The 20057-nt window shown below is 74.3% G+C and carries 21 protein-coding genes, 1 tRNA gene and 1 riboswitch; of the genes, 13 read left to right on the top strand and 9 right to left on the bottom strand.

Annotated elements, in window-relative coordinates:
• Positions 1–60: 60 nt before the first annotated feature.
• Positions 61–1221 carry a class I SAM-dependent methyltransferase gene (locus tag ACWPWV_RS09900; RefSeq protein ID WP_454042752.1) on the top strand — a complete coding sequence of 387 codons (1161 nt, stop codon included), beginning with the start codon at positions 61–63 and terminating at the stop codon, positions 1219–1221.
• Here ACWPWV_RS09900 and ACWPWV_RS09895 read toward each other — a convergent pair.
• Positions 1203–1685 (bottom strand): MOSC domain-containing protein, encoded by a 483-nt coding sequence (locus ACWPWV_RS09895; RefSeq protein WP_454042751.1) that lies wholly within the window; start codon positions 1683–1685, stop codon positions 1203–1205. The two genes, ACWPWV_RS09900 and ACWPWV_RS09895, sit on opposite strands and share 19 nt — an antisense overlap.
• Before the next feature lie 82 nt (positions 1686–1767).
• On the opposite strand from ACWPWV_RS09895, the gene ACWPWV_RS09890 reads away from it, so the two are divergent.
• The 3 genes from ACWPWV_RS09890 (at position 1768) to ACWPWV_RS09880 (ending at position 4434) form a co-directional block, all read left to right on the top strand.
• Positions 1768–2535 carry a TetR family transcriptional regulator gene (locus ACWPWV_RS09890; RefSeq protein ID WP_454042750.1) on the top strand — a complete coding sequence of 256 codons (768 nt, stop codon included), beginning with the start codon at positions 1768–1770 and terminating at the stop codon, positions 2533–2535.
• 93 nt (positions 2536–2628) lie between these two features.
• A riboswitch (FMN riboswitch) is annotated at positions 2629–2753 on the top strand.
• 171 nt (positions 2754–2924) lie between these two features.
• Positions 2925–3620 carry a nicotinamide riboside transporter PnuC gene (gene pnuC / locus ACWPWV_RS09885; RefSeq protein ID WP_454042749.1) on the top strand — a complete coding sequence of 232 codons (696 nt, stop codon included), beginning with the start codon at positions 2925–2927 and terminating at the stop codon, positions 3618–3620.
• A gap of 88 nt (positions 3621–3708) precedes the next feature.
• The gene (locus tag ACWPWV_RS09880) at positions 3709–4434 is read left to right on the top strand and encodes an MBL fold metallo-hydrolase (RefSeq protein ID WP_454042748.1); all 726 of its coding nucleotides are present in this window, start codon (positions 3709–3711) and stop codon (positions 4432–4434) included.
• Between the two features lie 55 nt (positions 4435–4489).
• Here ACWPWV_RS09880 and ACWPWV_RS09875 read toward each other — a convergent pair whose 3' ends face one another.
• Positions 4490–5179 (bottom strand): hypothetical protein, encoded by a 690-nt coding sequence (locus tag ACWPWV_RS09875; protein ID WP_454042747.1) that lies wholly within the window; start codon positions 5177–5179, stop codon positions 4490–4492.
• A gap of 249 nt (positions 5180–5428) precedes the next feature.
• Here ACWPWV_RS09875 and ACWPWV_RS09870 point away from each other — a divergent pair, with 249 nt between their 5' ends.
• From ACWPWV_RS09870 to ACWPWV_RS09860, 3 genes are all read left to right on the top strand, one after another.
• Positions 5429–6679, top strand: coding sequence for an acyl-CoA dehydrogenase family protein (locus tag ACWPWV_RS09870; RefSeq protein ID WP_454042746.1), 1251 nt, complete (start codon positions 5429–5431; stop codon positions 6677–6679).
• Between the two features lie 112 nt (positions 6680–6791).
• A complete protein-coding gene (locus ACWPWV_RS09865) occupies positions 6792–8027 on the top strand; it encodes an acetyl-CoA C-acyltransferase (RefSeq protein WP_454042745.1) in 1236 nt (411 codons plus the stop codon).
• A gap of 180 nt (positions 8028–8207) precedes the next feature.
• Positions 8208–8348: a hypothetical protein gene (locus ACWPWV_RS09860; RefSeq protein ID WP_454042744.1), complete on the top strand. Its 141-nt coding sequence runs from the start codon at positions 8208–8210 to the stop codon at positions 8346–8348.
• Between the two features lie 61 nt (positions 8349–8409).
• On the opposite strand, the gene ACWPWV_RS09855 is transcribed toward ACWPWV_RS09860, so the two are convergent.
• A complete protein-coding gene (locus tag ACWPWV_RS09855) occupies positions 8410–8901 on the bottom strand; it encodes an NUDIX domain-containing protein (RefSeq protein WP_454042743.1) in 492 nt (163 codons plus the stop codon).
• 148 nt (positions 8902–9049) lie between these two features.
• Between ACWPWV_RS09855 and ACWPWV_RS09850 the strand changes: the two genes are divergently transcribed.
• From ACWPWV_RS09850 to ACWPWV_RS09840, 3 genes are read left to right on the top strand one after another with little or no spacing between them, the layout of a single operon-like run.
• Positions 9050–9448, top strand: coding sequence for a RidA family protein (locus tag ACWPWV_RS09850; protein WP_454042742.1), 399 nt, complete (start codon positions 9050–9052; stop codon positions 9446–9448).
• Positions 9449–9496: 48 nt separating this feature from the next.
• The gene (locus ACWPWV_RS09845; RefSeq protein ID WP_454042741.1) at positions 9497–10195 is read left to right on the top strand and encodes a phosphatase PAP2 family protein; all 699 of its coding nucleotides are present in this window, start codon (positions 9497–9499) and stop codon (positions 10193–10195) included.
• Complete coding sequence (locus ACWPWV_RS09840; RefSeq protein WP_454042740.1) at positions 10195–10887, top strand: phosphatase PAP2 family protein; 693 nt, start codon at positions 10195–10197, stop codon at positions 10885–10887. The genes ACWPWV_RS09845 and ACWPWV_RS09840 overlap by 1 nt, the downstream gene beginning before the upstream one ends.
• A 90-nt stretch (positions 10888–10977) precedes the next feature.
• Here the strand turns inward: ACWPWV_RS09840 and ACWPWV_RS09835 are convergent, their stop codons facing one another.
• Both ACWPWV_RS09835 and ACWPWV_RS09830 read right to left on the bottom strand, forming a co-directional pair.
• On the bottom strand, positions 10978–12675 hold the full coding sequence (locus ACWPWV_RS09835) for a glycosyl hydrolase family 18 protein (protein WP_454042739.1): 1698 nt from the start codon (positions 12673–12675) through the stop codon (positions 10978–10980).
• Positions 12676–12924: 249 nt separating this feature from the next.
• Positions 12925–14124, bottom strand: a complete 1200-nt coding sequence (locus ACWPWV_RS09830; protein ID WP_454042738.1) for a YbfB/YjiJ family MFS transporter — start codon at positions 14122–14124, stop codon at positions 12925–12927.
• Between the two features lie 24 nt (positions 14125–14148).
• On the opposite strand from ACWPWV_RS09830, the gene ACWPWV_RS09825 reads away from it, so the two are divergent.
• Positions 14149–14739: a TetR/AcrR family transcriptional regulator gene (locus ACWPWV_RS09825; RefSeq protein ID WP_454042737.1), complete on the top strand. Its 591-nt coding sequence runs from the start codon at positions 14149–14151 to the stop codon at positions 14737–14739.
• A 376-nt stretch (positions 14740–15115) separates the two neighbouring features.
• Here the strand turns inward: ACWPWV_RS09825 and ACWPWV_RS09820 are convergent.
• From ACWPWV_RS09820 to ACWPWV_RS09810, 3 genes are all read right to left on the bottom strand, one after another.
• Positions 15116–15202, bottom strand: a tRNA-Ser gene (locus ACWPWV_RS09820).
• A gap of 87 nt (positions 15203–15289) precedes the next feature.
• Positions 15290–16330: an iron-siderophore ABC transporter substrate-binding protein gene (locus ACWPWV_RS09815; protein ID WP_454042736.1), complete on the bottom strand. Its 1041-nt coding sequence runs from the start codon at positions 16328–16330 to the stop codon at positions 15290–15292.
• Positions 16331–16338: 8 nt separating this feature from the next.
• Complete coding sequence (locus ACWPWV_RS09810; protein WP_454042735.1) at positions 16339–17178, bottom strand: siderophore-interacting protein; 840 nt, start codon at positions 17176–17178, stop codon at positions 16339–16341.
• A 315-nt stretch (positions 17179–17493) separates the two neighbouring features.
• Here ACWPWV_RS09810 and ACWPWV_RS09805 point away from each other — a divergent pair, with 315 nt between their 5' ends.
• Complete coding sequence (locus tag ACWPWV_RS09805) at positions 17494–18288, top strand: NAD-dependent protein deacetylase (RefSeq protein ID WP_454042847.1); 795 nt, start codon at positions 17494–17496, stop codon at positions 18286–18288.
• A gap of 183 nt (positions 18289–18471) precedes the next feature.
• On the opposite strand, the gene ACWPWV_RS09800 is transcribed toward ACWPWV_RS09805, so the two are convergent.
• Entirely contained in the window at positions 18472–18903 is a 432-nt protein-coding gene (locus tag ACWPWV_RS09800) for a nucleoside deaminase (protein WP_454042846.1), read from the bottom strand.
• A gap of 304 nt (positions 18904–19207) precedes the next feature.
• Here ACWPWV_RS09800 and upp point away from each other — a divergent pair, with 304 nt between their 5' ends.
• Positions 19208–19843 carry a uracil phosphoribosyltransferase gene (gene upp / locus ACWPWV_RS09795; RefSeq protein ID WP_454042734.1) on the top strand — a complete coding sequence of 212 codons (636 nt, stop codon included), beginning with the start codon at positions 19208–19210 and terminating at the stop codon, positions 19841–19843.
• Positions 19844–20057: the final 214 nt, after the last annotated feature.

Genomic DNA, 20057 nt, shown 5'->3' with positions numbered 1-20057 from the left:
CGGTCGGGGGACGGGCGTCGCCCCTCACGGCACGCCCGGCCACCGTGGACGGGAACCGTCGTGACGACCGAGCACCGGACCAGCGCGCAGCAGGGGGATCCCGCCGGCGAGGCGGACGACGCGTCGCCCGTCGACGCGTTCGCGGAACGTCTCTTCGCCGCGACGCTCGGCGCGATCGACGTGCTCTCCGTGCACGTCGGGGACCGGCTCGGGTGGTACCGAGCGCTCACCGCGTCGGGTCCCCTCACCTCGACCGCGCTCGCCGAGGCGACCGGCACGCACGAGCGGTACGCCCGCGAGTGGCTCGAGCAGCAGGCCGCGTCGGGCATCCTCGCCGCCGAGGACCCGGCCGCGGGACCCGCGCTCGGCGCCGACCCGCAGGACCTCGCTCGCGAGCGCCGCTACGCCCTGCCCGCCGCGCACGCCGAGGTCCTCACGGACGCGACCTCCCTCGCGTACTCCGCACCGCTCGCCCGGTTCGTCGGGGCGATCGGCCCGCAGCTCCCCCACCTGCTCGACGCCTACCGGACCGGAGGCGGGGTCTCGTGGGACCAGCTCGGCGACGACGCGCGCGAGGCGCAGGCCGACGTCAACAGGCCGTGGTTCGAGCGCGAGCTCGCGCCGGCGCTGGCACGCCTGCCGGAGGTCCACGACGTGCTGTCGCGACCCGGCGCGCGCGTCGTCGACGTCGGGTGCGGGTTCGGGTGGTCGACGCTCGCGATCGCGCGCGCGTACCCGGGCGCCGTCGTGCACGGGATCGACGTGGACCGGCCGTCCGTCGAGGCGGCCCGGACCGCGGCGGACGCGGCCGGGCTCGGGGACCGCGTGACGTTCCACCTCGCCGACGCCGCCGAGCTCACGCTCGCGGACCCGTTCGACGCCGCCTTCGCGTTCGAGTGCGTGCACGACCTGCCGCGCCCGGTCGCGGTGCTCGACGCCGTGCGCCGGGCGGTGCGGCCCGACGGCCTGGTCGTCGTCATGGACGAGGCCGTCGCGGACGAGTTCAGCGCCCCGGCCGACGACGTCGACCGGATCATGTACGGCTACAGCCTCTTCGTCTGCCTGCCCGACGGGTTGTCGACGCAGCCGTCCGTGGGGACGGGGACCGTCATGCGGCCCGCGACGCTGCGCCGCTACGCGCTCGAGGCGGGCTACTCGGGCGTCGAGGTGCTGCCCGTCGACGACTTCTCGTTCTTCCGGTTCTACCGCCTCGTGCACTGATCGGAGGCGGCCTCCGCGGCCGGGTCCGGCCAGCGGGCCTCGTCGCCGACGCGGATCGTCCCCGACGACAGCAGCCGGCACACCACGCCGCCGCGCCGGTGCATCGAGCGCATGGCGCCGGGCGCGATCCAGTCGTCGAGCAGCCGGCAGGGGGCGGCGATGCGCAGGACCTGCAGCTCGACGTCGCCGAGCGTGAGGAACGACCCGGGCTTCGTGGGCAGGTCGCCGTACGTGAGGGTCACGTTGCGCCGTGTGAGTCCGGGATCGATCTCCTGCCCGAGCTCGGCGGACGCCGCGGCGAGGTCCGCGAGCGTCTGGACGGTCACGTGCCGGTGCTTGGACCCGTGGTACCGGTCGCCGACGAGGCCCCGACCCTCCTCCGCCTCGACCTCGGGCACCGTGCGCGTGGGCAGCCGTCGGGCCTTCGCGACGTGGACCGAGTGGACACGGGGCGGTTCGCTCACCGGGCCAGCGTGCCACCCCGCCCGGTCGGTCACCAGCAGCGCTCCCCGGGCGGGGACCGGGTACCGGTGTACCGTCCCGTCCATGACCGACGTCCGCAGCCGAACCCACGCCCAGGCCGTCGACGCAGCGATCGAGCTCTTCACCCGCAAGGGGTACGAGCAGACCACCGTCGAGGAGATCGCCGACGCCGCACAGGTCAGCCGCGCCACCTTCTTCCGCCGCTTCCGCTCGAAGGAGGACGTGGTCTTCGCGGACCACGAGCTGCTGCTCGACGAGGTCGTCGTCATGCTCGCCGGGACCCGGCCCGTGCCCGACGCCGCGGGGAACCTCGTCCCGGACCCGTCCGTCGACCCGTACCTCGAGGTGTGCCGCGCGGCGCGCCTCGTGTTCGACCACCACGTCGGCCAGCGCGAGACGTCGATCGCGCGGTGGCACCTCCTGCAGCAGGTGCCCGCCCTGCGCGACCGCGAGCTCGTCACCACGCACCGCTACGAGCGCGCGTTCACCGCCTACCTGCGCGACGCCCTGCCGCCCGACGCCCGGCGCTCCACCGCGTCCATCGCGTTCGCCGCGTCGGTGGTCGCCGTGCACAACGCGCTCCTGCGCCGCTGGCTCCGCCACCCCGAGGCGGACCTGCGCCCGCAGCTCGAGGAGGCGTTCGCCGAGCTGCGCCGCGCCGCCGCCGGGCGCACGGCGGCCGAGGGCGACGTGGCGGTCGCGCAGGTGGCCAGCGCGGTCGCCGCGCGCGACGGCGCGGCGCGCGTCGTCGTGACCGTCGTCGAGCCCGGACCCGACCCCGACGACGTCGCGGAGGCCGTCGCCCGCGCCGTCCGCGACGCCCTCGGCTGACGGGTCGTCCTGACGGTGAGACGACTCCCCGGGTACGAGCACTCGGGGGGAATGCCGGGGTAGCATCCACCGTTGCAGAACGCAGTACGCACGAACGTGCTCCGGGGTCGGTGCAATTCCGAGCCGGCGGTGACAGTCCGCGACCCGCGCCCTACGCGCGGTTGACCTGGTGGAACTCCGGGACCGACGGTGACAGTCCGGATGGGAGGAAGCACGTGCGGCGCGGTCGTCCCCGAGGGGACGGGTCCGTCGAGCACTCGACGAGCCCGCACCCGCGGAGGTCGTCCTCGCCGTGGTGAGCGACGGCGTCGGAGGGCCGCAGGGCCCACGGCGCTCCGCCCGCCCTCACCCCGGAGCCACCCGTGCCCGGGGAGGACGAGGGACGAGCGATGGACCTGATGGCGCTGTTCGACGCGCAGCTCACGATCGGCGACCAGCACCTGCTGTGGCGCGAGATCGTCGGCAACGGGTTCGGCCTGGCATCGGCGCTGGGCGGCATGCGGCGCAAGGTGTGGGCGTGGCCCGTGGGCATCGTCGGCAACCTGCTGCTGCTCACGGTGTTCCTCGGCGCGGTGTTCGCGACGCCCAACCCGGTCAACCTGCTCGGCCAGGCCGGCCGCCAGGTCATGTTCGTCATCGTCTCCGTCTACGGGTGGGTGCAGTGGCGTCGCACGCAGCAGCGTCTCGGTGACGCGGACGCCGACAGCCACGGCGTGAGCGTCGTCCCGCGGTGGGCGACGGCCCGGCAGCGGATCGCCCTGGTGGTGGCCCTCCTGGTCGGCACGGCGGTGCTCACCCCCGTGTTCCGCGCGCTCGGCTCGTTCGAGCCGGTGTGGGCCGACGCCTGGATCTTCATGGGCTCCCTCCTCGCGACCTACGGCATGGCGAAGGGCTGGGTCGAGTTCTGGCTGATCTGGGTCGCGGTGGACGTCGTCGGCGTGCCGCTGCTGGTGTCCGCCGGGTACTACGCGTCCGCGTTCATGTACGTGTTCTACGGCGCGTTCACGCTCGTCGGGTTCTTCGTGTGGTGGCGCATCAACCGGCGCGCGACGGCCGACGCGCTGGCCGCGGGCGCACCCGCCTGACCGGACGGGCACGTCCCCCGTGCGGGCGGCGTTCTCCTGCGAGAAGAACGACGTCCCGTGCGGGCCGCCGGGTCCCTAGCCTCGTGCCATGCGACCCGACCTCCAGCCTCTCGCCCCGACGGTGTTCCGTCTGCGGATCGACGGCGGGCCGGCGCACCTGCTGAACAGCTACCTCGTCCTCGACGACGACGGCGTGACGCTCGTCGACACGGGGTGGTCCGACAGCGCGCCCGTCGTCGAGTCGGCGCTGCACGCGCTCGGCCGGCGGCGCGACGACGTCCGCCGCGTCGTCCTGACCCACTTCCACGAGGACCACTCCGGCGCGGCCGCGGAGATCGCGGGCTGGGGCGACGTCCAGGTCATCGCCGGGGTACCCGAGGCGGACGTCGTCCGCGGGGCGGTCACCGGGCCGCTCCCCCGGCTCACGGCGGCGGAGCGCGCCATCCACCCGGAGTCCTCGGAGCCGCCCGCCGCGCCGCCGTGCCGGGTCGACCTGGAGGTGTCCGACGGCGACGTCCTCCCCGTGGGCGGCGAGGCGCGCGTGCTGCTGCTGCCCGGTCACACACCCGGAAGCCTCGCGCTGCACCTGCCGCGCCTCGACACCGTCCTCACCGGGGACACCGTGGCCGAGCTCGACGGCGAGGTCGTCCTCGGGGTGTTCGACGTCGACCGGGACGAGACCCGGCGCTCGGCGCTCCGGATCGCCGCCACGGGAGCGGGGACCGCCGGGTTCGGCCACGGCGAGGCCGTGCTGCACGACGCGGCACGGCTCGTCCGGGAGGCACGCGACCCCTTCGCGGACCCGCAGCCCTGAGCTCCGCGGCACACCGCGGCGAGCGGGTGACGGCCCGGTCGCTCTCCGGCAGCGCTCAGTCGTCCTCGAACGGCATCGTGTCCGACGGCGCGACCCGGTACGCGCCGAGCGTCGGCTCGGCGCACACCGCCTGGACGAGCGCGTCACTCCCGCCGAGGTAGGCCGCGGCACCATCGACGTCCGACCCGACGAACCACGACCGGTCCTCGGGCCACCACAGGCTCGGCGCCTGGCCGTGGTGACGGAACGCCGCGACGTCGGCCAGCGTGCCCGTCCACAGGTGGTGCTCGCGGTGCGGGAGCAGGAGCATCGGCGCCGACGGCCGCTCGACGAGCGTCGGTGCCAGCTGCGCCCACGCCTCGTCGCGCGCGGCCTCGATCTCCTCCTCGCTGGGTCGCGGCTCGTCCTCGTCCCAGGCGATGCCCACCGCGGTGCCCGAGGTGTGGCGCGAGTCGGTGCCGTGGTCGTACAGGAACGAGAAGCCGGTCCACAGCCCGGCGTGCACCGGCTGGTCGCCCGTGAACGGTTCGAGCACGTCGACCAGGACGTCGAGCGGCGCTGGGCTGCCGTCCTCCGTGGTGAACAGCAGCGTGCCGTGCGCTTCGGGGAACGGGACGCACGCGTACGCCGCGTAGCCCCGCGGGACCGTGCCGTCGACGCGCGGCCCGAACGGCCCGAGCCGCTCGGCGATCCAGGCGCCGGCCGAGCCGTCGTCGTCCCAGTCGACCGTGCCCGCGTGCTCCATGCCCGGCACCCTACGCCGGGAGCGCGCCGCCGAGACCGGTCTCGTTGCCGTCCGGGTCCCGGAAGACCGTCCTGGTGACACCGCCCTCGTACGTCTCGTGGCGGTCGGGGGTCCCGGACGTGCAGCGTCACGAAGAGATCGAGAGCCATGCCCCCCAGGCTGGCCTGAGACAGGATCTCACTTGACTGATACGGAGTATCGACGCACGATGGGAGAACGACCGATCGCACGCAGCCAGCTGGAGCACCGATGCCCGCCACGCCGTCCACGCCCGGTGTCACCGAGCCCGCCTACGACCTCCGGACGCCTCTCGACGTCGACTACGCCGGCGCGTTCGCCGACGCGTCGGACGCGGACCGCGCCCACCAGCAGCGCGTGCGCGAGTTCGTCCAGGACGAGGTGCTCCCCGTCATCGACGAGTACTGGGAGCGCGCCGAGGTGCCGCTCGACCTCGTCAAGCGCCTCGGCGAGCTGGACCTCCTGCGCGACGGCGTCGACGTCGAGGGCCGCGAGCACGTCAGCCTCATGGGCGCCGGCCTCGCCGCGATGGAGATGTCCCGCGGGGACGGCTCGGTCGCGACGATCTGCGGCGTCCAGGGCGGGCTCGCGCTCCGCTCGATCCAGATGCTCGGCTCCGACGAGCAGCGCGCCCGGTACGCCGAGCCCATGGCGCGCGGCGAGATCATCGGTGCGTTCGCGCTCACCGAGCCGACGCACGGCTCCGACTCCGTCTCCCTGGAGACCACGGCGCGCCGCGAGACCCGCGACGGTGTCGACGGCTACGTGCTGAACGGCGAGAAGAAGTGGATCGGCAACGGGTCGTCCGGGCACATCACCGTGGTGTGGGCGCGCCTCGTCGACGGCGAGGGCGGGGAGGGCGACAACCAGGTCCACGGCTTCGTCGTCCCGCAGGACTCCCCCGGCTACACCGGCACGACGATCACCGGCAAGGTGTCGCTCCGCGCGATCTGGCAGGCGCACGTCGTGCTCGACGACGTGTTCGTCCCCGCCGAGAACGCGCTCCCGGGCGCGCGGTCGTTCAAGGACACCTCGCGCGTGCTCTTCGCGACGCGCCTCGGGGTGGCGTGGGCCGCCGTCGGGCACGCGGTCGCGTGCTACGAGACCGCCGTCGCGTACGCGACGCAGCGGGTGCAGTTCGGCCGCCCGCTCGCCGCGAACCAGATGATCCAGGAACGCCTCACGCGGATGCTGTCGACGCTCACGCAGATGCAGCTCCTCGTGGCGCAGATGACGCGGCTCGACGAGGCGGGCGAGCTCACCGGCCCGCAGGCCTCGCTCGCGAAGTACACGTGCACCCGCGGAGCCCGCGAGATCGCGGCGAGCGCGCGCGACCTGCTCGGCGGCAACGGGATCCTGCTGCGCAACCGCGTCGCCCGGCACTTCGCCGACGTCGAGGCCCTGCACACCTACGAGGGCACCGAGTCCGTGCAGGCGCTCATCGTCGGGCGCGACATCACGGGCGTCTCCGCCTTCGTCTGACCGGGCCATGCGCGTCGCGCGCACGCCTCACGCTCCCCGGCGCCGCTCCGCCCCTCCTCGCGGCGCCGGGGCCCCTCTCCCTCCCCACTTCCCGCACCCCCGGACGGACCCCATGAGCAACGACGCCAGCACCCTGCCCGACGGCGCAGCCGTGACCCCCGAGGACGAGGTCACCCCGGTCCTCCTGCACGGCGCCCGCACGCCGTTCGCGCGGTTCCGGGGCGCGCTCGCGTCGCTCACGGCCGCCGACCTCGGCGCGCACGCGATCCGCGGGGCGCTCGCCGCGGCGGGGGTCTCGCCCGAGCAGGTCGACACGGTGATCGTCGGCCAGGTCGTCCAGGCGGGTGCCAAGCAGGGGCCCGCCCGCCAGGCGGCGATCCACGCGGGCATCGGATGGGACGTGCCGACCGTGACGGTCAACAAGCTGTGCCTGTCCGGGCTCACGGCGATCATCGACGCGGCACGCCTCGTGCGCACGGGCGAGGCGAGCGTCGTCGTCGCCGGCGGCCAGGAGTCCATGACGAACGCGCCGCACCTCGTGCTCGGGTCGCGCGCGGGCTTCGCGTTCGGCGACGTGACGATGGCCGACTCGCTCACGCACGACGGGCTGGACGACCCCTTCAGCGGCGAGGTCATGGGCGAGCTCACGGACCGCGGCTGCGCGACGCGCGGCATCGGCCGCCCCGAGCAGGACGCGTTCGCGCTGCGCTCGCACCAGCGGGCCGCAGCCGCGCGCGACGCCGGGCACCTGGCCGAGGAGATCGCGCCGGTGACCGTGCCGCAGCGCCGGGGCGAGCCGGTCGTCGTCGAGCACGACGAGGGCGTGCGCGCCGACACGACGCTCGAGGCGCTCGAACGCCTGCGCCCCGCCTTCGTCGCGGACGGGACCATCACCGCGGGCTCCAGCTCCCCGCTGTCCGACGGCGCCGCAGCGGTCGTCGTGGCGAGCCGCGCCTTCGCGAAGCGCAACGGGCTCTCGTGGCTCGCCGAGATCGGCGCGGCCGGCCAGGTCGCGGGTCCCGACAGCTCCCTGCACTCCCAGCCGTCGCGCGCGATCGAGGCCGCGCTGAAGCGCGAGGGGCTCGCGGCGTCGGACCTCGACCTCGTCGAGATCAACGAGGCGTTCGCCGCGGTGGCGCTGCAGTCGGTCGCCGACCTCGGGATCGACGAGGACGTCGTGAACACCGACGGCGGCGCGATCGCGCTCGGCCACCCCGTCGGCGCGTCCGGCGCGCGTCTCGCGCTGCACCTCGCGCTCGCGCTGCGGCGACGCGGTGGCGGGGTCGGGGCCGCCGCGCTGTGCGGCGGCGGCGGCCAGGGCGACGCCCTGATCCTGCGCGCCGGCTGACGCTGGCGCGGTTGGCCGCGCGTGCTGAACGACCCTGGTGCACCATGATGAACCAGGGTCGACGCGTTTCGACGGGCACGTGTGACGTAGATCGCGTCAACTGGATGCCGAAACCGCGTCATGGATCGCGCCGCTCGCGGTCTCTCCTCCTGGAACACCGTCCACGACGAGAGGACCGTCATGACCACCGTGACCGAGCACCTGACCCACACGGCGCGCCGCGCCTCCGACCGGGCCCGCCGCTCGCACCTGTCCGCCGTCGCCGTCGTCGCCGTCGGCCTGCTGGGCGGCTTCGCCGCCGCCCCCTACATCCTGGGCTGATCCGCGCCACGCCCTCGGGCCCCGGGACCCGACGGGTCCCGGGGCCTCGTGCTGCCCGGCCTCACCGCGCGACCGGTGATTCCTCGGAGTCCGCGAGCGCCGCGTCGAGCCGGTCCAGGAGCTCGACCTGCCCGGAGACCACGAGGCCGCGGGCGGTCGCGAGCGGGAACCAGCCCGCGCGGTCCAGCTCGGGGAACTCCTGCATCCGCCCGGACCGTGGCGGCCACTCGATCGCGAAGGCGTTGCTCGCGATCGCGGAGACGTCGAGGTCGCCCTCGCGCGCCCACGCCGTGACGAGCTTGCCCGCGCGCTGCCGCACCGTCCCGAGGTCGACGTCGGGATCGTCGCTCACCGGCGCGGGCACGCCGAGCTCCTCGGCGAACTCCCGCAGGGCCGCGGCGTGCGGCTCCTCGCCCGCGTCGACCTCCCCCTTGGGGATCGTCCACGCGCCGGCGTCCTTGCGCGCCCACAGCGGGCCGCCCATGTGCCCGAGCAGCACCTCGACGACGCCGTCCCGGACCCGGTAGAGGAGGAGCCCTGCTGAGTGCTTCACCCCTCCTTCCTACACAGCCCACGGCACGAGGGCGCGTCGAGGGCCGGAGAGGGCCACCGCGCTGTGGGAGGCGCGGCGTAGCGTCGCGACGTGGTCGGCGACGACCAGCAGTGCCCGTCCGTGAGCGACGAGACCCAGGAGGCGCACCATGTCCGGAACGCAGACCGTCACGCACGTCAACCCGCCCGGGCTGCACACGAACCCGGCGTTCTCGCAGGGCACCATCGTCGAGACCGGTCGGACCCTGTACGTCGGCGGGCAGGATGGGACCGGTCCCGACGGCGAGATCGTCGAGGGCGGGATCGCCCCGCAGACCGCCCAGGCCCTGCGGAACGTCCTCGCCGTGCTCGACGCCGCGGGCGCGGGTCCCGAGCACGTGGCGCGGCTGGCGATCTACCTCGCCCCGGAGGCGGACCTCATGGAGGGCTTCGCCGTCGTGGGTGAGGTGTGGGGCCCTCATCCCGCGGCGGTGACCGTGCTGCGCGTCGGGATCGGCCGGCCCGGAGCCCTCGTCGAGATCGAGGCGGTCGCCGCGCTCCCCGCCTGACCCGGCAGACCTCGCGCGAAAGCGGTTCTCTCCCGCTACTGTCCGGGGGTGCCTGCCGACAAGCTGCGACGACGCGCGCTCTCGCGCGCCGCGCTCTACGGCGTCGTGGCCTCCGTCCCGGTCCTCGCGCTGGCATGGCTCGTGCGGGCCGAGTCGGGCCTCGTGGTCGACGCCGACCGGGCCGCCGTCGCCGCGGCGACGCAGTTCACCGCGCAGCGGCCGGCGTTCGAGCGCGGGCTGCTCGTGGGCCAGGAGGTGCTCGCTGCGCGGTGGCTCAACATCGGCGCGATGGGCGTGTGCGTCTGGGCCTGGCGTCGGCACGGGCTCGCGTCGCGCGCCGCGTGGGCTGCGGGCACCATCTGGGGCGCGTGGGCGCTCGGGCTCGGTGCGAAGGAGCTCGTCGACCGCGCCCGTCCCGTCGTGGACGAGGCCGTCACGACGGTCCCCGGCAGCAGCTTCCCGTCCGGTCACGCGATGAACGCCGCGGCCGTCGGGGTCGCGCTCACGGTCCTCGTGTGGCCGGTGCTCGGCCGGCGCGCCCGTGCGGCGGCAGTCGTCGGCGCGACGACGCTCGGGCTCGTCACCGCGGCCGACCGCGTGCTCCTCGGCGCGCACTACCCGTCCGACGTGGTCGCCGGGCTGCTGCTCGGCGGTGCCGTCGCCGGCGCTTCCGCCGTCGGATACCACGGGTGGACGACCACCCTCACCCCCGGCACCCCCGGTGCCGCTCCCAGGAACGAGGCCTGATGCACACCTTCGTGCACCGCTACGAGACCGACACGACCCGGCCCACGGCGAAGGAGGTGCTGCGCGACGTCGGGCTCCGCGCGTTCCTTCCCGGCGCCCTGCTCTGGGTCCTCATCGTCGCGACGGGGTTCCTCGTCACGGGCCCCCTCGGCGACCTCCCGGGCGAGGTGGCGGTCAACCGGTGGCTCGAGGAGCGTCGCACGCCCACGTGGGACGCGATCACCGACGTGCTGTCGCTGATCGGCACGACCGAGTTCATCATCGGCGGCACGCTGCTCGCGGTGCTGCTCGTGTGGTGGCGGACGCGGCAGTGGTGGTTCGCGATCGTGCCCGCCCTCGCCGTCGCGCTGCAGGCGTTGATCTTCCTCACGTCCTCGATCGTCGTGGGCCGCGAGCGGCCCGACGTCTCGCGCCTCGACGAGGCACCCCCGACGTCGAGCTTCCCGTCCGGGCACACCGGCGCGTCGGCCGCGTTCTACCTGACCCTGGCCCTTCTGGCCCAGCGGATCACGCACCCCGTGCTCCGCGTCGTCGTGACCGTGCTGTGCTGTCTCGTCCCGCTGGCGATCGGGTTCTCACGCCTGTACCGCGGCGCGCACGGGCCGGCGGACGTCGTGGTCGGGCTGGTCAACGGCATCGTCTGCTGCGCCCTGGCCTGGAACTACCTGCGCCGCGACGCGCGCGCGGGCTGAGCCGACCCGGAGCACGACGGCGGGCCCGGTCGTCCTGACCGGGCCCGCCGTCGTCGTCCGGCCGGGTGGCGCGCGGCCACCCGGCAGTCGTCACCACGCGCACAGACCGACCGGGTCCCACGCGCCCCACGTGACGGAGCCGGGCAGCTCGCCCCTCGTCCACCACTGGGCCACGTAGGTCACGCCGGCACGGGAGACCTTCTGGCCCCCGGTGTAGACGGTCTCGCGCGACCACTCGGCCGAGCAGTCCGCCACCTCGACCGCGGGCGCCGTGCCGCACGGGCCGACCTTCTTCCACGCCGAGCTCGAGCCCGGCTCCTGGTTGCGGGTCCACCACTGGGCCTTGTACTCCGAGCCCTCGTGCGAGACCACCTCGCCGCCGGTGTAGACGCCCGTGCCGTACCAGGGCACGGCGCACTCGTCCGCGACGCCCGGTCCCGGCGTCGCCGCGCGGAGCGTCGAGCCGAGCGCGTCGCCGAGCTCGTTGCGGTAGTCACCGGACAGGTCCCACCACATGGCGCCGCCGTAGCCCTGGGTCGCGACGAACTCGGCCTTGGCGGTGACCGACGTCGGGTCGTCGAAGCTCCACCACTGGTCGCCGTCGTAGCGCCAGCTGGCGCCGATCTCGGGGTCGAAGAAGGCCTTGCCGAACGACCGCAGCTCCGCGTACGTCTTCGTGCCCACGTACCCCGCGGCCGGCTGCCAGCCCTGCGTGCCGTCCTCGACGCCGTACCAGCCGTGGCCGTACGCCGCGAGGCCCGCGTTGACCTGGGACGGGTCGGCGCCGGCGTTCACGTACATGGCCAGCGCGCCGTCGAGCCCGAGGCCCCAGTTCTGCGTGCCGTCGGGGTGCAGGTTGCCCTGGTGACCGGTCTGGTTCGGCACCCAGCCGCCGTGGAAGTCGTAGCCCTGGACGTTGAGGAAGTCCACGACGGCGAACAGACGCGGGTCGAGCCACCCGCCCTGCCCCGCGTTCCAGCCGCCCGCCGGGGCGAACGCCGTGAGGAGGTAGTCCTCGCCGTCCTGCGCGCCGCGCGCGTCGAGCTCGGCCCGGAACTCCTCCATGAGGAGCAGGAAGTTCTCCTTGTCCTCGGGGCGGGCGTTGGCCGTCTCACCACCGGTGACCGGCCACTCCCAGTCGATGTCGATGCCGTCGAAGATGCCGGCCGCGGCGCCGGCGCCGCCCTTGCCGTCGATCTCCGGCAGGTCGCCGTCGATGTAGAGGTCGAGGCACGAGTCGACGAGCGCGGTGCGACCCTCGGGCGTCGAGGCCGCCTCGGAGAAGTTGTCGGACCAGGTCCAGCCGCCCAGGGAGATGAGGATCTTGGTCTCGGGGCTCACGGCCTTGAGCTTGCGGAGCTGGTTGAAGTTGCCCGCGAGCGCCTGGCCGGGCTTGTCGGCCTTGCCGTCCACCGAGTCCGCGGCGGCGATCTCCGCGACGAAGTCGTTGAGCGGGTCGCCCTCGCCCGGGACGTCGGCGATGTCGCACACGAGGTCGGTCGTGACGTTGCCGAACGCGTAGTTGATGTGGGTCAGGTCCTCGATCGCGCCGGTGCGGACGAGGTCGGCCACCTGGAAGTCACGGGTGACGCGCGAGTCGGACATGACGTAGCCGACGCTGCGGTAGCCGTTGATGTCGGCCGGGCCGTCGACCGACGCGACGGGCTTCGTTGTGGGCAGGGGTGCTGCGGCCGCGGGCGCAGCGAGCGCTCCCGCGGCGAGGGCGGTGGCGGCGGCGAGCGCCACTCCCGCTGTACGGGATAGGGACCGGCTGGGTGCAGTGTTCACGGGATCACGCCTCGAGGGTCGGGGTGCTGGGGATGATCGATACGACATGAAGGCCTCGTTGCTCTTCGTGCGCCGGACTGGGGCTCCGGGGTTTGTTCGGTCTCCTGCACACTATCGGCCGACACCTGATTCGGCCAGAGTCCGAACGAAACCATCTCGTCACGGGTTGATGACGTTCGCGTGTCGCGGACTCGCCCGAAGGGAGCTCCACGCGCTCGGCCTCAGCGGTCACTCCCCAGCGTCCGCCCCTCAGGGCCCGTGCGCGGTGTGCGCTCGACCGGCACCCGCCGGCGCGGCGGGACGGATCGATGCTGCGACGAGCAGGAGCGCCGCCCCTGCCCAGAACGCCGACTGTGCGCCGGCCAGCCCGGCGAGACCACCGGCCGCCAGGGCGCCGACGGCCTGCCCGGCGGTCAGGGCGACGAACAGGGTCGCGGTGGTCCGCCCCGCGGCGTGCGGCCGGAGGATCCCGGCCCAGGCGATGAGGACGCCGCTGAGCGCGGTGTAGGCGCCGCCGAACAGCGCTCCCGCCACGGCCGCGACGAGGACGCTCCCCGGCGCGAGGGCGAGAGCGGCGGTGCCGGACGCCGTCGCCCCCGCGGTCACGACCCACGCCCGGCGCAGACCGAGCGCCCGGACCGCGTCGCCGCTCAGGGCCCCGAGGACCGCGGCCGCACCGAGCAGGCACCACAGGGCGGCCGTCGTGCGCTCGGGCAGGCCGCCGGTCTCCGTGACGAGGGTGCGCCCGAACGTCCACACCGCGGCACTGCCGGTCCCGGCGACGAACGCCGCGAGGAGAGGGCACACCAGGGTGCGCGCCGCGTCGGTGCTGCCGCGAGGGACTCGCGCGCTGCCGCCCGAGCCCTCCGCGCCCAGCGGCCACCGGGCGCGCCGATCGACGACCACCGCCGTGACGAGCGCGCCGACCGCGGCGCCGAACCAGACCGGCCGCCACACCGAGGGGGCGGCGAGCGTCGCCGCGCCGACCAGCGCGACACCGACACCGGTCCCCGCGTTGACCACCGCCTGGGCGCGATCGGCGAGCGGGCCGCGGACCGTCGAGCCGACCGCCGCGACCAGGGCCGGCGACGCGGCACCGGCCGCGCTCCCCGCGACGAGCACACCGGCGGCGAGGCTCGCCGTCGACCAGGACGCGCCGACCAGGAGGGCGCCGGACGTCGCGAGCGCAGTGGCGAGCCACAGGACGACCCTCGCGGACCGCCGGGCCATCGACCGCTGCGCCCACAGCGCGGTCGCGCAGTAGGCGGCGAAGCTGCCGGAGGCGATCGCCCCGGCGGCGGTGGTCGAGAGCCCGAGCTCCGCGGTCAGCTGCGGGAGCTGCAGGCCGTATCCGTACCGGACCATCCCGTAGGTCACGGCGATGAACCCGGCGCCGGAGGCGACGAGCCTGACGGGCGTGGTCCTCGAAGGGCGTAACGATCGTTTCACCATAGTGATCGTTACACTACCCACATGGTCGGAACGGGCGCACGGCGGCCGGCGCGGGAGCGACTTCTCGACGCCGCGGAGGAGCTCTTCGTCGAGCGCGGGATCGCCGCGACAGGCGTCGACGCCGTCCTGCGGAGAGCCGAGGTCGCCCCGGCGACCCTCTATGCGCACTTCGCCGGCAAGGACCACCTCGTCGCGGCATACCTGCAGCGCCGCCACGAGCGCTGGCGCGCCACGTGGGACGACGCCCTCGACCGCTGCGGCGACGACCCCGACGCGCGGGCACTGTCGGTCTTCGACGCGCTCGAGACGTTCCAGAACGGTGCGAGCACGCGGGGCTGCGCGTTCCTCGCCGCCGCCGTCGAGGTCACCGACCCGGAGCACCCGGCATACCGGTGGCTCGCCGCCGACACGCAGCTGCTCAACGACCGGCTGCGCGCGCTCGCCGAGGCCACGGGCGCCGACGACCCGGACGCTCTCGCCGCCGAGCTCCTCGCGCTCTACGACGGCGCGCTCGCCGCGCGCACCCGCCGCGCGGTGGCGGACGACGGCGGACCCGCACCGCTGCCGTGCCGGGCACTCGGCGACGCGGCGATCGCGCGGCACCGCGCCTGACGCGCGTCTCGGAGCATCTGCATGGGGTTCAGGCGTCGTCGCCGCGCTGGCGAAAGTACCGAATGGCGAACACGCCCCCGCCAAGGAGGTACCCACCGATCAAGCAGGGCCCCCAGAGAGTGGGAGCATTCCAGATCGTGTTGCCGAGGACCAGTCCCAGAACGCCCAACGAGGTACCCAGCGTGACTGGCAGAAATCTCCAGCGCGGTCCGAGGTCGTGGACGGCCATACACATCATCGTCGCAGCGGCTGCGCTGGGGCGCCCGACGTCGCCGCTCGTTCAGTCCACGGAGCACAACGGAGTGAAGACGGAGGGCCGGGGTACGACGAAGGGCCCCACAGCCGCAAGATTCTGCGGGTGGGGCCCTTCGGGAGGCGGTAGCGGTGAGATTCGAACTCACGGTGGACTTTCACCCACACACGCTTTCGAGGCGTGCTCCTTAGGCCGCTCGGACACGCTACCTTCGCCGGGTGCACCGGCCCAGGAAGGATACCTGGTCCGGGCCCCGGACACCGAATCGACCTCCCGGCTGACCGGTCGGCCGACCGGTCAGCTGCCCCCGAGCGCCTCGGCGAACAGCGGCACGACGTTGTCGATCGCGTAGACGACGGCGGTCGGCGTGCCGAGCGAGAACGCGTTGGACAGGTCCTTGTCGTCGAACACCACGTAGCGGCCGTCGGCGACGGACGGCACGGTCTGGAACGCGGGCTGCGCCTCGACGTCCGCCGCGGTGAAGCCGATGGGCTGGATCACGGTGAGGTCGGCGTCGAGCAGCGCGACATTCTCCGTGCCGAGGTTGGCCGAGAACTCCTCGCCGGCGGCCTCGTCGATTTCGGGCTTGGTGACGAACCCGAGGCTCTGCATGAACTCGCCGCGGCTCGACGACGACACGTACGCGCCGAAGCCCTCGGCCCAGTAGGACCCGATGACCGCGGTCTTCCCCTCGAAGTCGGGGTTCTCCTCGCGCGCGGCGGCGAACGCGTCGTCGACCTCGGCGAGTAGCTCCTCCCCCGCGTCGGCACGACCGAGCGCCGTGGCGATCATCGAGACCTGGTCCTCCATGGACGCGAGGTACGCCTCGCCGCCCTCGGGGACGGCGACGGTCGGGGCGATCTCCGACAGGCGCTCGTACCGCTCCGGGTCGCCCGACGACTTCACGTCGAGGATGACGTCCGGGTCGAGCACGGCGATCTGCTCGTAGGAGGGCTCGAGCGTGCCGATGATCTCGGGCGACTCGGTGTACGCGTCCTCGAGCCACGGCCCGACGCCGTCGCCGCCGAACGCGAGCCAGTCGCTCGCGCCGACGGGCTCGACGCCGAGGGCGAGCGCCGTCTCGGCGTCGCCCCACCCGAGCGCGACGACGCGCGTCGGCTCCTCGGGGATCTCGACGTCGCCGAAGGCGGTCTCGATCGTCACGGGGAACTGCTCGCCCGCGGCGCTCTCCGTGCCCGACGGCGCGGCGTCGCCCTCCGTGGTGTCGTCGCCGGAGTCGGCGGAGCAGGCGGCGAGTGCGAGCAGCGCGACGGCCGAGACGCCCGCGAGGGCGGCGCGGCGGGACGCGGACGTGCCGCGGTGGGTCAGTGCGTTCATGTTCTCTCTCAGTCCTCGAAGATCTGACCGATGGGCTCGCGCTTCTCGGCCTGGAACCGGTCCTCGGCGCGTCCGTACGCCCAGTAGCCGGACAGGGACAGGTCCGCGCGCGGCACGCCGCGCTCGGCGAAGACGCGGCGGAGCGCCTTCATCGCCCCGCGCTCGCCGTGCGCGAAGACGTGCACGCGGCCGTCGCGCCACGGCGCCGCGCGCACGGCGTCGGGCAGGAGCGTCGTCGTCCCGGCGGGCGCGTCGCCGCGGTGGAGCCACGTGACCTCGACGCCCACGGGCGCGTCGACCGCCTGGACGTCCGCCGCGGTGCCCACCTCGAGGAGAGCCAGCCCGACGGCGTCGCGCGGCAGTGCCTCGAGCGCCGCCGAGATCGCGGGGATCGCGGAGTCGTCGCCGACCAGGAGGTGCCAGTCCGCCCCCGGGTCCGGGGCGTACAGCCCGCCGGGGCCGGAGAGGACGATCCGGTCGCCCGGGCGGGCGGCGGCCGCCCAGGGCCCCGCGAGGCCCTCGTCGCCGTGGACGACGAAGTCGATCGCGAGGCGCTGCGCCGCGTCGTCGACCCAGCGCACCGTGTACGTGCGCGTGACGGGGAGATCCTCGGGAGCGAGGGTCTCGCGGAGGGCCGCGACGTCGTACGGCGGCTCGAGACCGAGCTCGGGCTTGGCGAACAGCACCTTGACGTACTTGTCGGTGTACTCGTTGCTCTGGAAGGTGGCGAACCCGGGCCCTCCGGCGACGACGCGCACCATGTGCGGCGCGATCCACGTCGTCTCGAGGACGTCGAGGACGGTCTGCGGGCGGGCGCGCCGCGGAGCCTGCGTGGGGGTGGTCGACATGCCTGCCTCTCGTCGATGGCCGTCGATTCTTAGGTGAGGCTAACATCACCGGCGCGCTGTGTGGGACGGCCGCTCGGACGGGCGGCGGCACGGGACCACCCTCACCGAGGCCGCCGTCCGTCGTACCGTGGTTGGGTGCCCGACCCGACGCCTCCCGGCCCCAGCACCTCCCCCGCGCACGTCGCGACCTCCGCCGCCGACGTGCCGCCGTCGCCCGTCCCGACGGTCTCGTCGCGGCTCACGTGGCGGCCGAGCCAGCCACCGGCGGGCACGGGTCCGGCACCGCGCACGGGGACCGTCGCGGACGCCGCGGAGCTGTTGCGGGGCCTGCGGATCACCGCTCTCACGGGCGCGGGCGTCTCGACGGACTCCGGCATCCCGGACTACCGCGGGCCCGACTCTCCCCCGCGCAACCCCATGACGTACCAGCAGTTCGTCCAGGACGAGGCGTTCCGCCGTCACTACTGGGCGCGCAACCACGTCGGGTGGCAGCACGTGCGCCGCACGCACCCCAACGCCGGGCACCGTGCGCTCGTCCGCCTCGAGGAGGCCGGCGTGCTCGTGGGGCTGATCACCCAGAACGTCGACCTGCTGCACGAGGACGCGGGGAGCCGTCACGTCATCGACCTGCACGGCCGCTACGACCGGGTGATCTGCCTGCAGTGCGGGCGCGTCGTCTCGCGCGAGCACCTCGCCGAGCGGCTCTCGGCCCTCAACCCGGGCTTCCTCGAGTCGATCGGCGACGTGGGCGACGTCGAGATCGCCCCCGACGCCGACGCCGTGATCGAGCGCACGTCCCACTTCCACCCGGCACCGTGCGAGTTCTGCGGCGGCGTCCTCAAGCCGGAGATCGTCTACTTCGGCGAGAACGTGCCGCGCGAGCGCGTGGAGCGCGCGTACGCGATGGTCGACGCGGGTGACGCGCTGCTCGTCGCCGGGTCGTCGCTCACGGTGATGAGCGGGCTGCGGTTCGTCCGGCACGCGGCGAAGGACGGCAAGCCGGTCGTCATCGTCAACCGCGGCGCCACCCGCGGCGACCCGCTCGCGACGCTCAAGGTCGAGGCCGGCGTCTCCGAGACCCTCACGGCGCTGGCCGACGCCCTGGCCTGACCCCGATCCGCCGGACGGAGGCGCTCACGGGCTGAGGAGAGAAGACGGCGCTGCGGCCGGGAGGAACGACGGCGCCGGGTCGTGGCGGGCCTGGCGGGAGCGGGCCGAGGAACGAGGCCCGCGGATGGTAGACCCGGCGCCGTCGTGCCTCCCGGCCGCACCCCGAACCACGCGGACCCGCGCTCAGCGCTGTGTCGCGAAGAACTCCCGCAGGAGCTGACCGCACTCGTGCGCCCGCACACCCGGCACGACCTCGACCTCGTGGTTCGCCCGCTGGTCGCGCACGAGATCCCACACCGAGCCCGTCGCGCCCGCCTTGGGGTCCCACGCGCCGAGCACGAGCCGCTCGACGCGGGCCAGGACGAGCGCCCCGGCGCACATGACGCACGGCTCGAGCGTGACGACGAGCGTGCACCCCTCCAGGCGCCACGTCCCGAGCGTCGCCGCGGCCTGCCGCAGCGCGAGGACCTCGGCGTGCGCCGTCGGGTCACCGGTCTCCTCCCGCCGGTTGCGGCCGATGCCGAGCAGGCGCCCGTCCGGTCCGACGACGAGCGCCCCCACGGGCACGTCGTCGCTCGCGAGGGCGTGGGTGGCCTCGTGCAGCGCGAGCCCCATGAGCGCGTCCCACACCTGGTGGCGCCCGGCGAGCGTGGCCGGCGGGAACGCCCCCTCGGACCACGGCAGGCCGAGGCCGGGACGCGCCGCGTCGCCGGGGTGCGGGCCCTCGCCAACGTGCGGGCCGTCGCCGGGGTGCGGGCCGTCGTCGGGCACGGGACCTCCGGAGCTGTCGGCGGGTCACCGCGCGAGGCGCGGCGGACGGCTGACGGGCCGGGTTCGCCGCGGACGTGTCAACCGCTCACCAGGGTATAGACCGACGTGACGCTGACAACCCGCGCCGACGGTCCAGTACCGTGGGGCCATGCGCCTGCACGTCGCCGACCACCCGCTGGTGGCCCACAAGCTCACCGTCCTGCGGAACAAGGACACGGCGTCGCCGACGTTCCGGCTGCTCGTCGACGAGCTCGTCACGCTCCTCGCGTACGAGGCGACGCGCGACGTGCGCGTGGAGCCGCACGAGATCGAGACGCCCGTCACGACGACGGTCGGGGTGCGTCTCGCCGAGCCGCGTCCGCTCGTGGTGCCGATCCTGCGCGCGGGTCTCGGCATGCTCGAGGGGATGACGCGCCTGCTCCCGACGGCGGAGGTCGGGTTCCTCGGGATGCAGCGCGACGAGGAGACCCTCGAGGCGATCACGTACGCCAACCGCCTGCCGGACGACCTCACGGGCCGGCACGTGTTCCTCCTCGACCCGATGCTCGCGACCGGCGGGACGCTCGTCGCGGCGATCGACTACGTCTTCGCGCGGGGCGCGCGCGACGTCACGGCCGTGTGCCTGCTCGCCGCGCCCGAGGGGCTCCAGGTCCTGCAGGAGGCGGTCGGCGACCGCGTGGACGTGCACGTCGTCGTGGCGTCCGTCGACGAGCGGCTCAACGAGAAGGCGTACATCGTCCCGGGCCTCGGCGACGCGGGCGACCGGCTGTACGGCGTCGTCTGAGGCGTCGACGCGGGTGGGCGGCTCGTCTGACGAGACGCAAGAGTCCCGCATCGTGAGACTTTCCACCGTACCTCTTGGCGCGCCTGCCCGCGCCCTGCCATGCTGCCTCTCGTGAGCACCTCGACCCGTCCCGCCAGCGCGCCGTCCGGCGCGCTCCCGGGCGCGGTCATGTGCGTCTGTTGTCAGGCCTGAACGCCTCTCCCGCCCCGTTCAG

It is taken from the genome of Cellulosimicrobium sp. Marseille-Q8652, from assembly GCF_965112045.1.
Note: the sequence above shows the minus strand (reverse complement) of the source record. Positions and strands in the feature narration are given on the sequence as shown.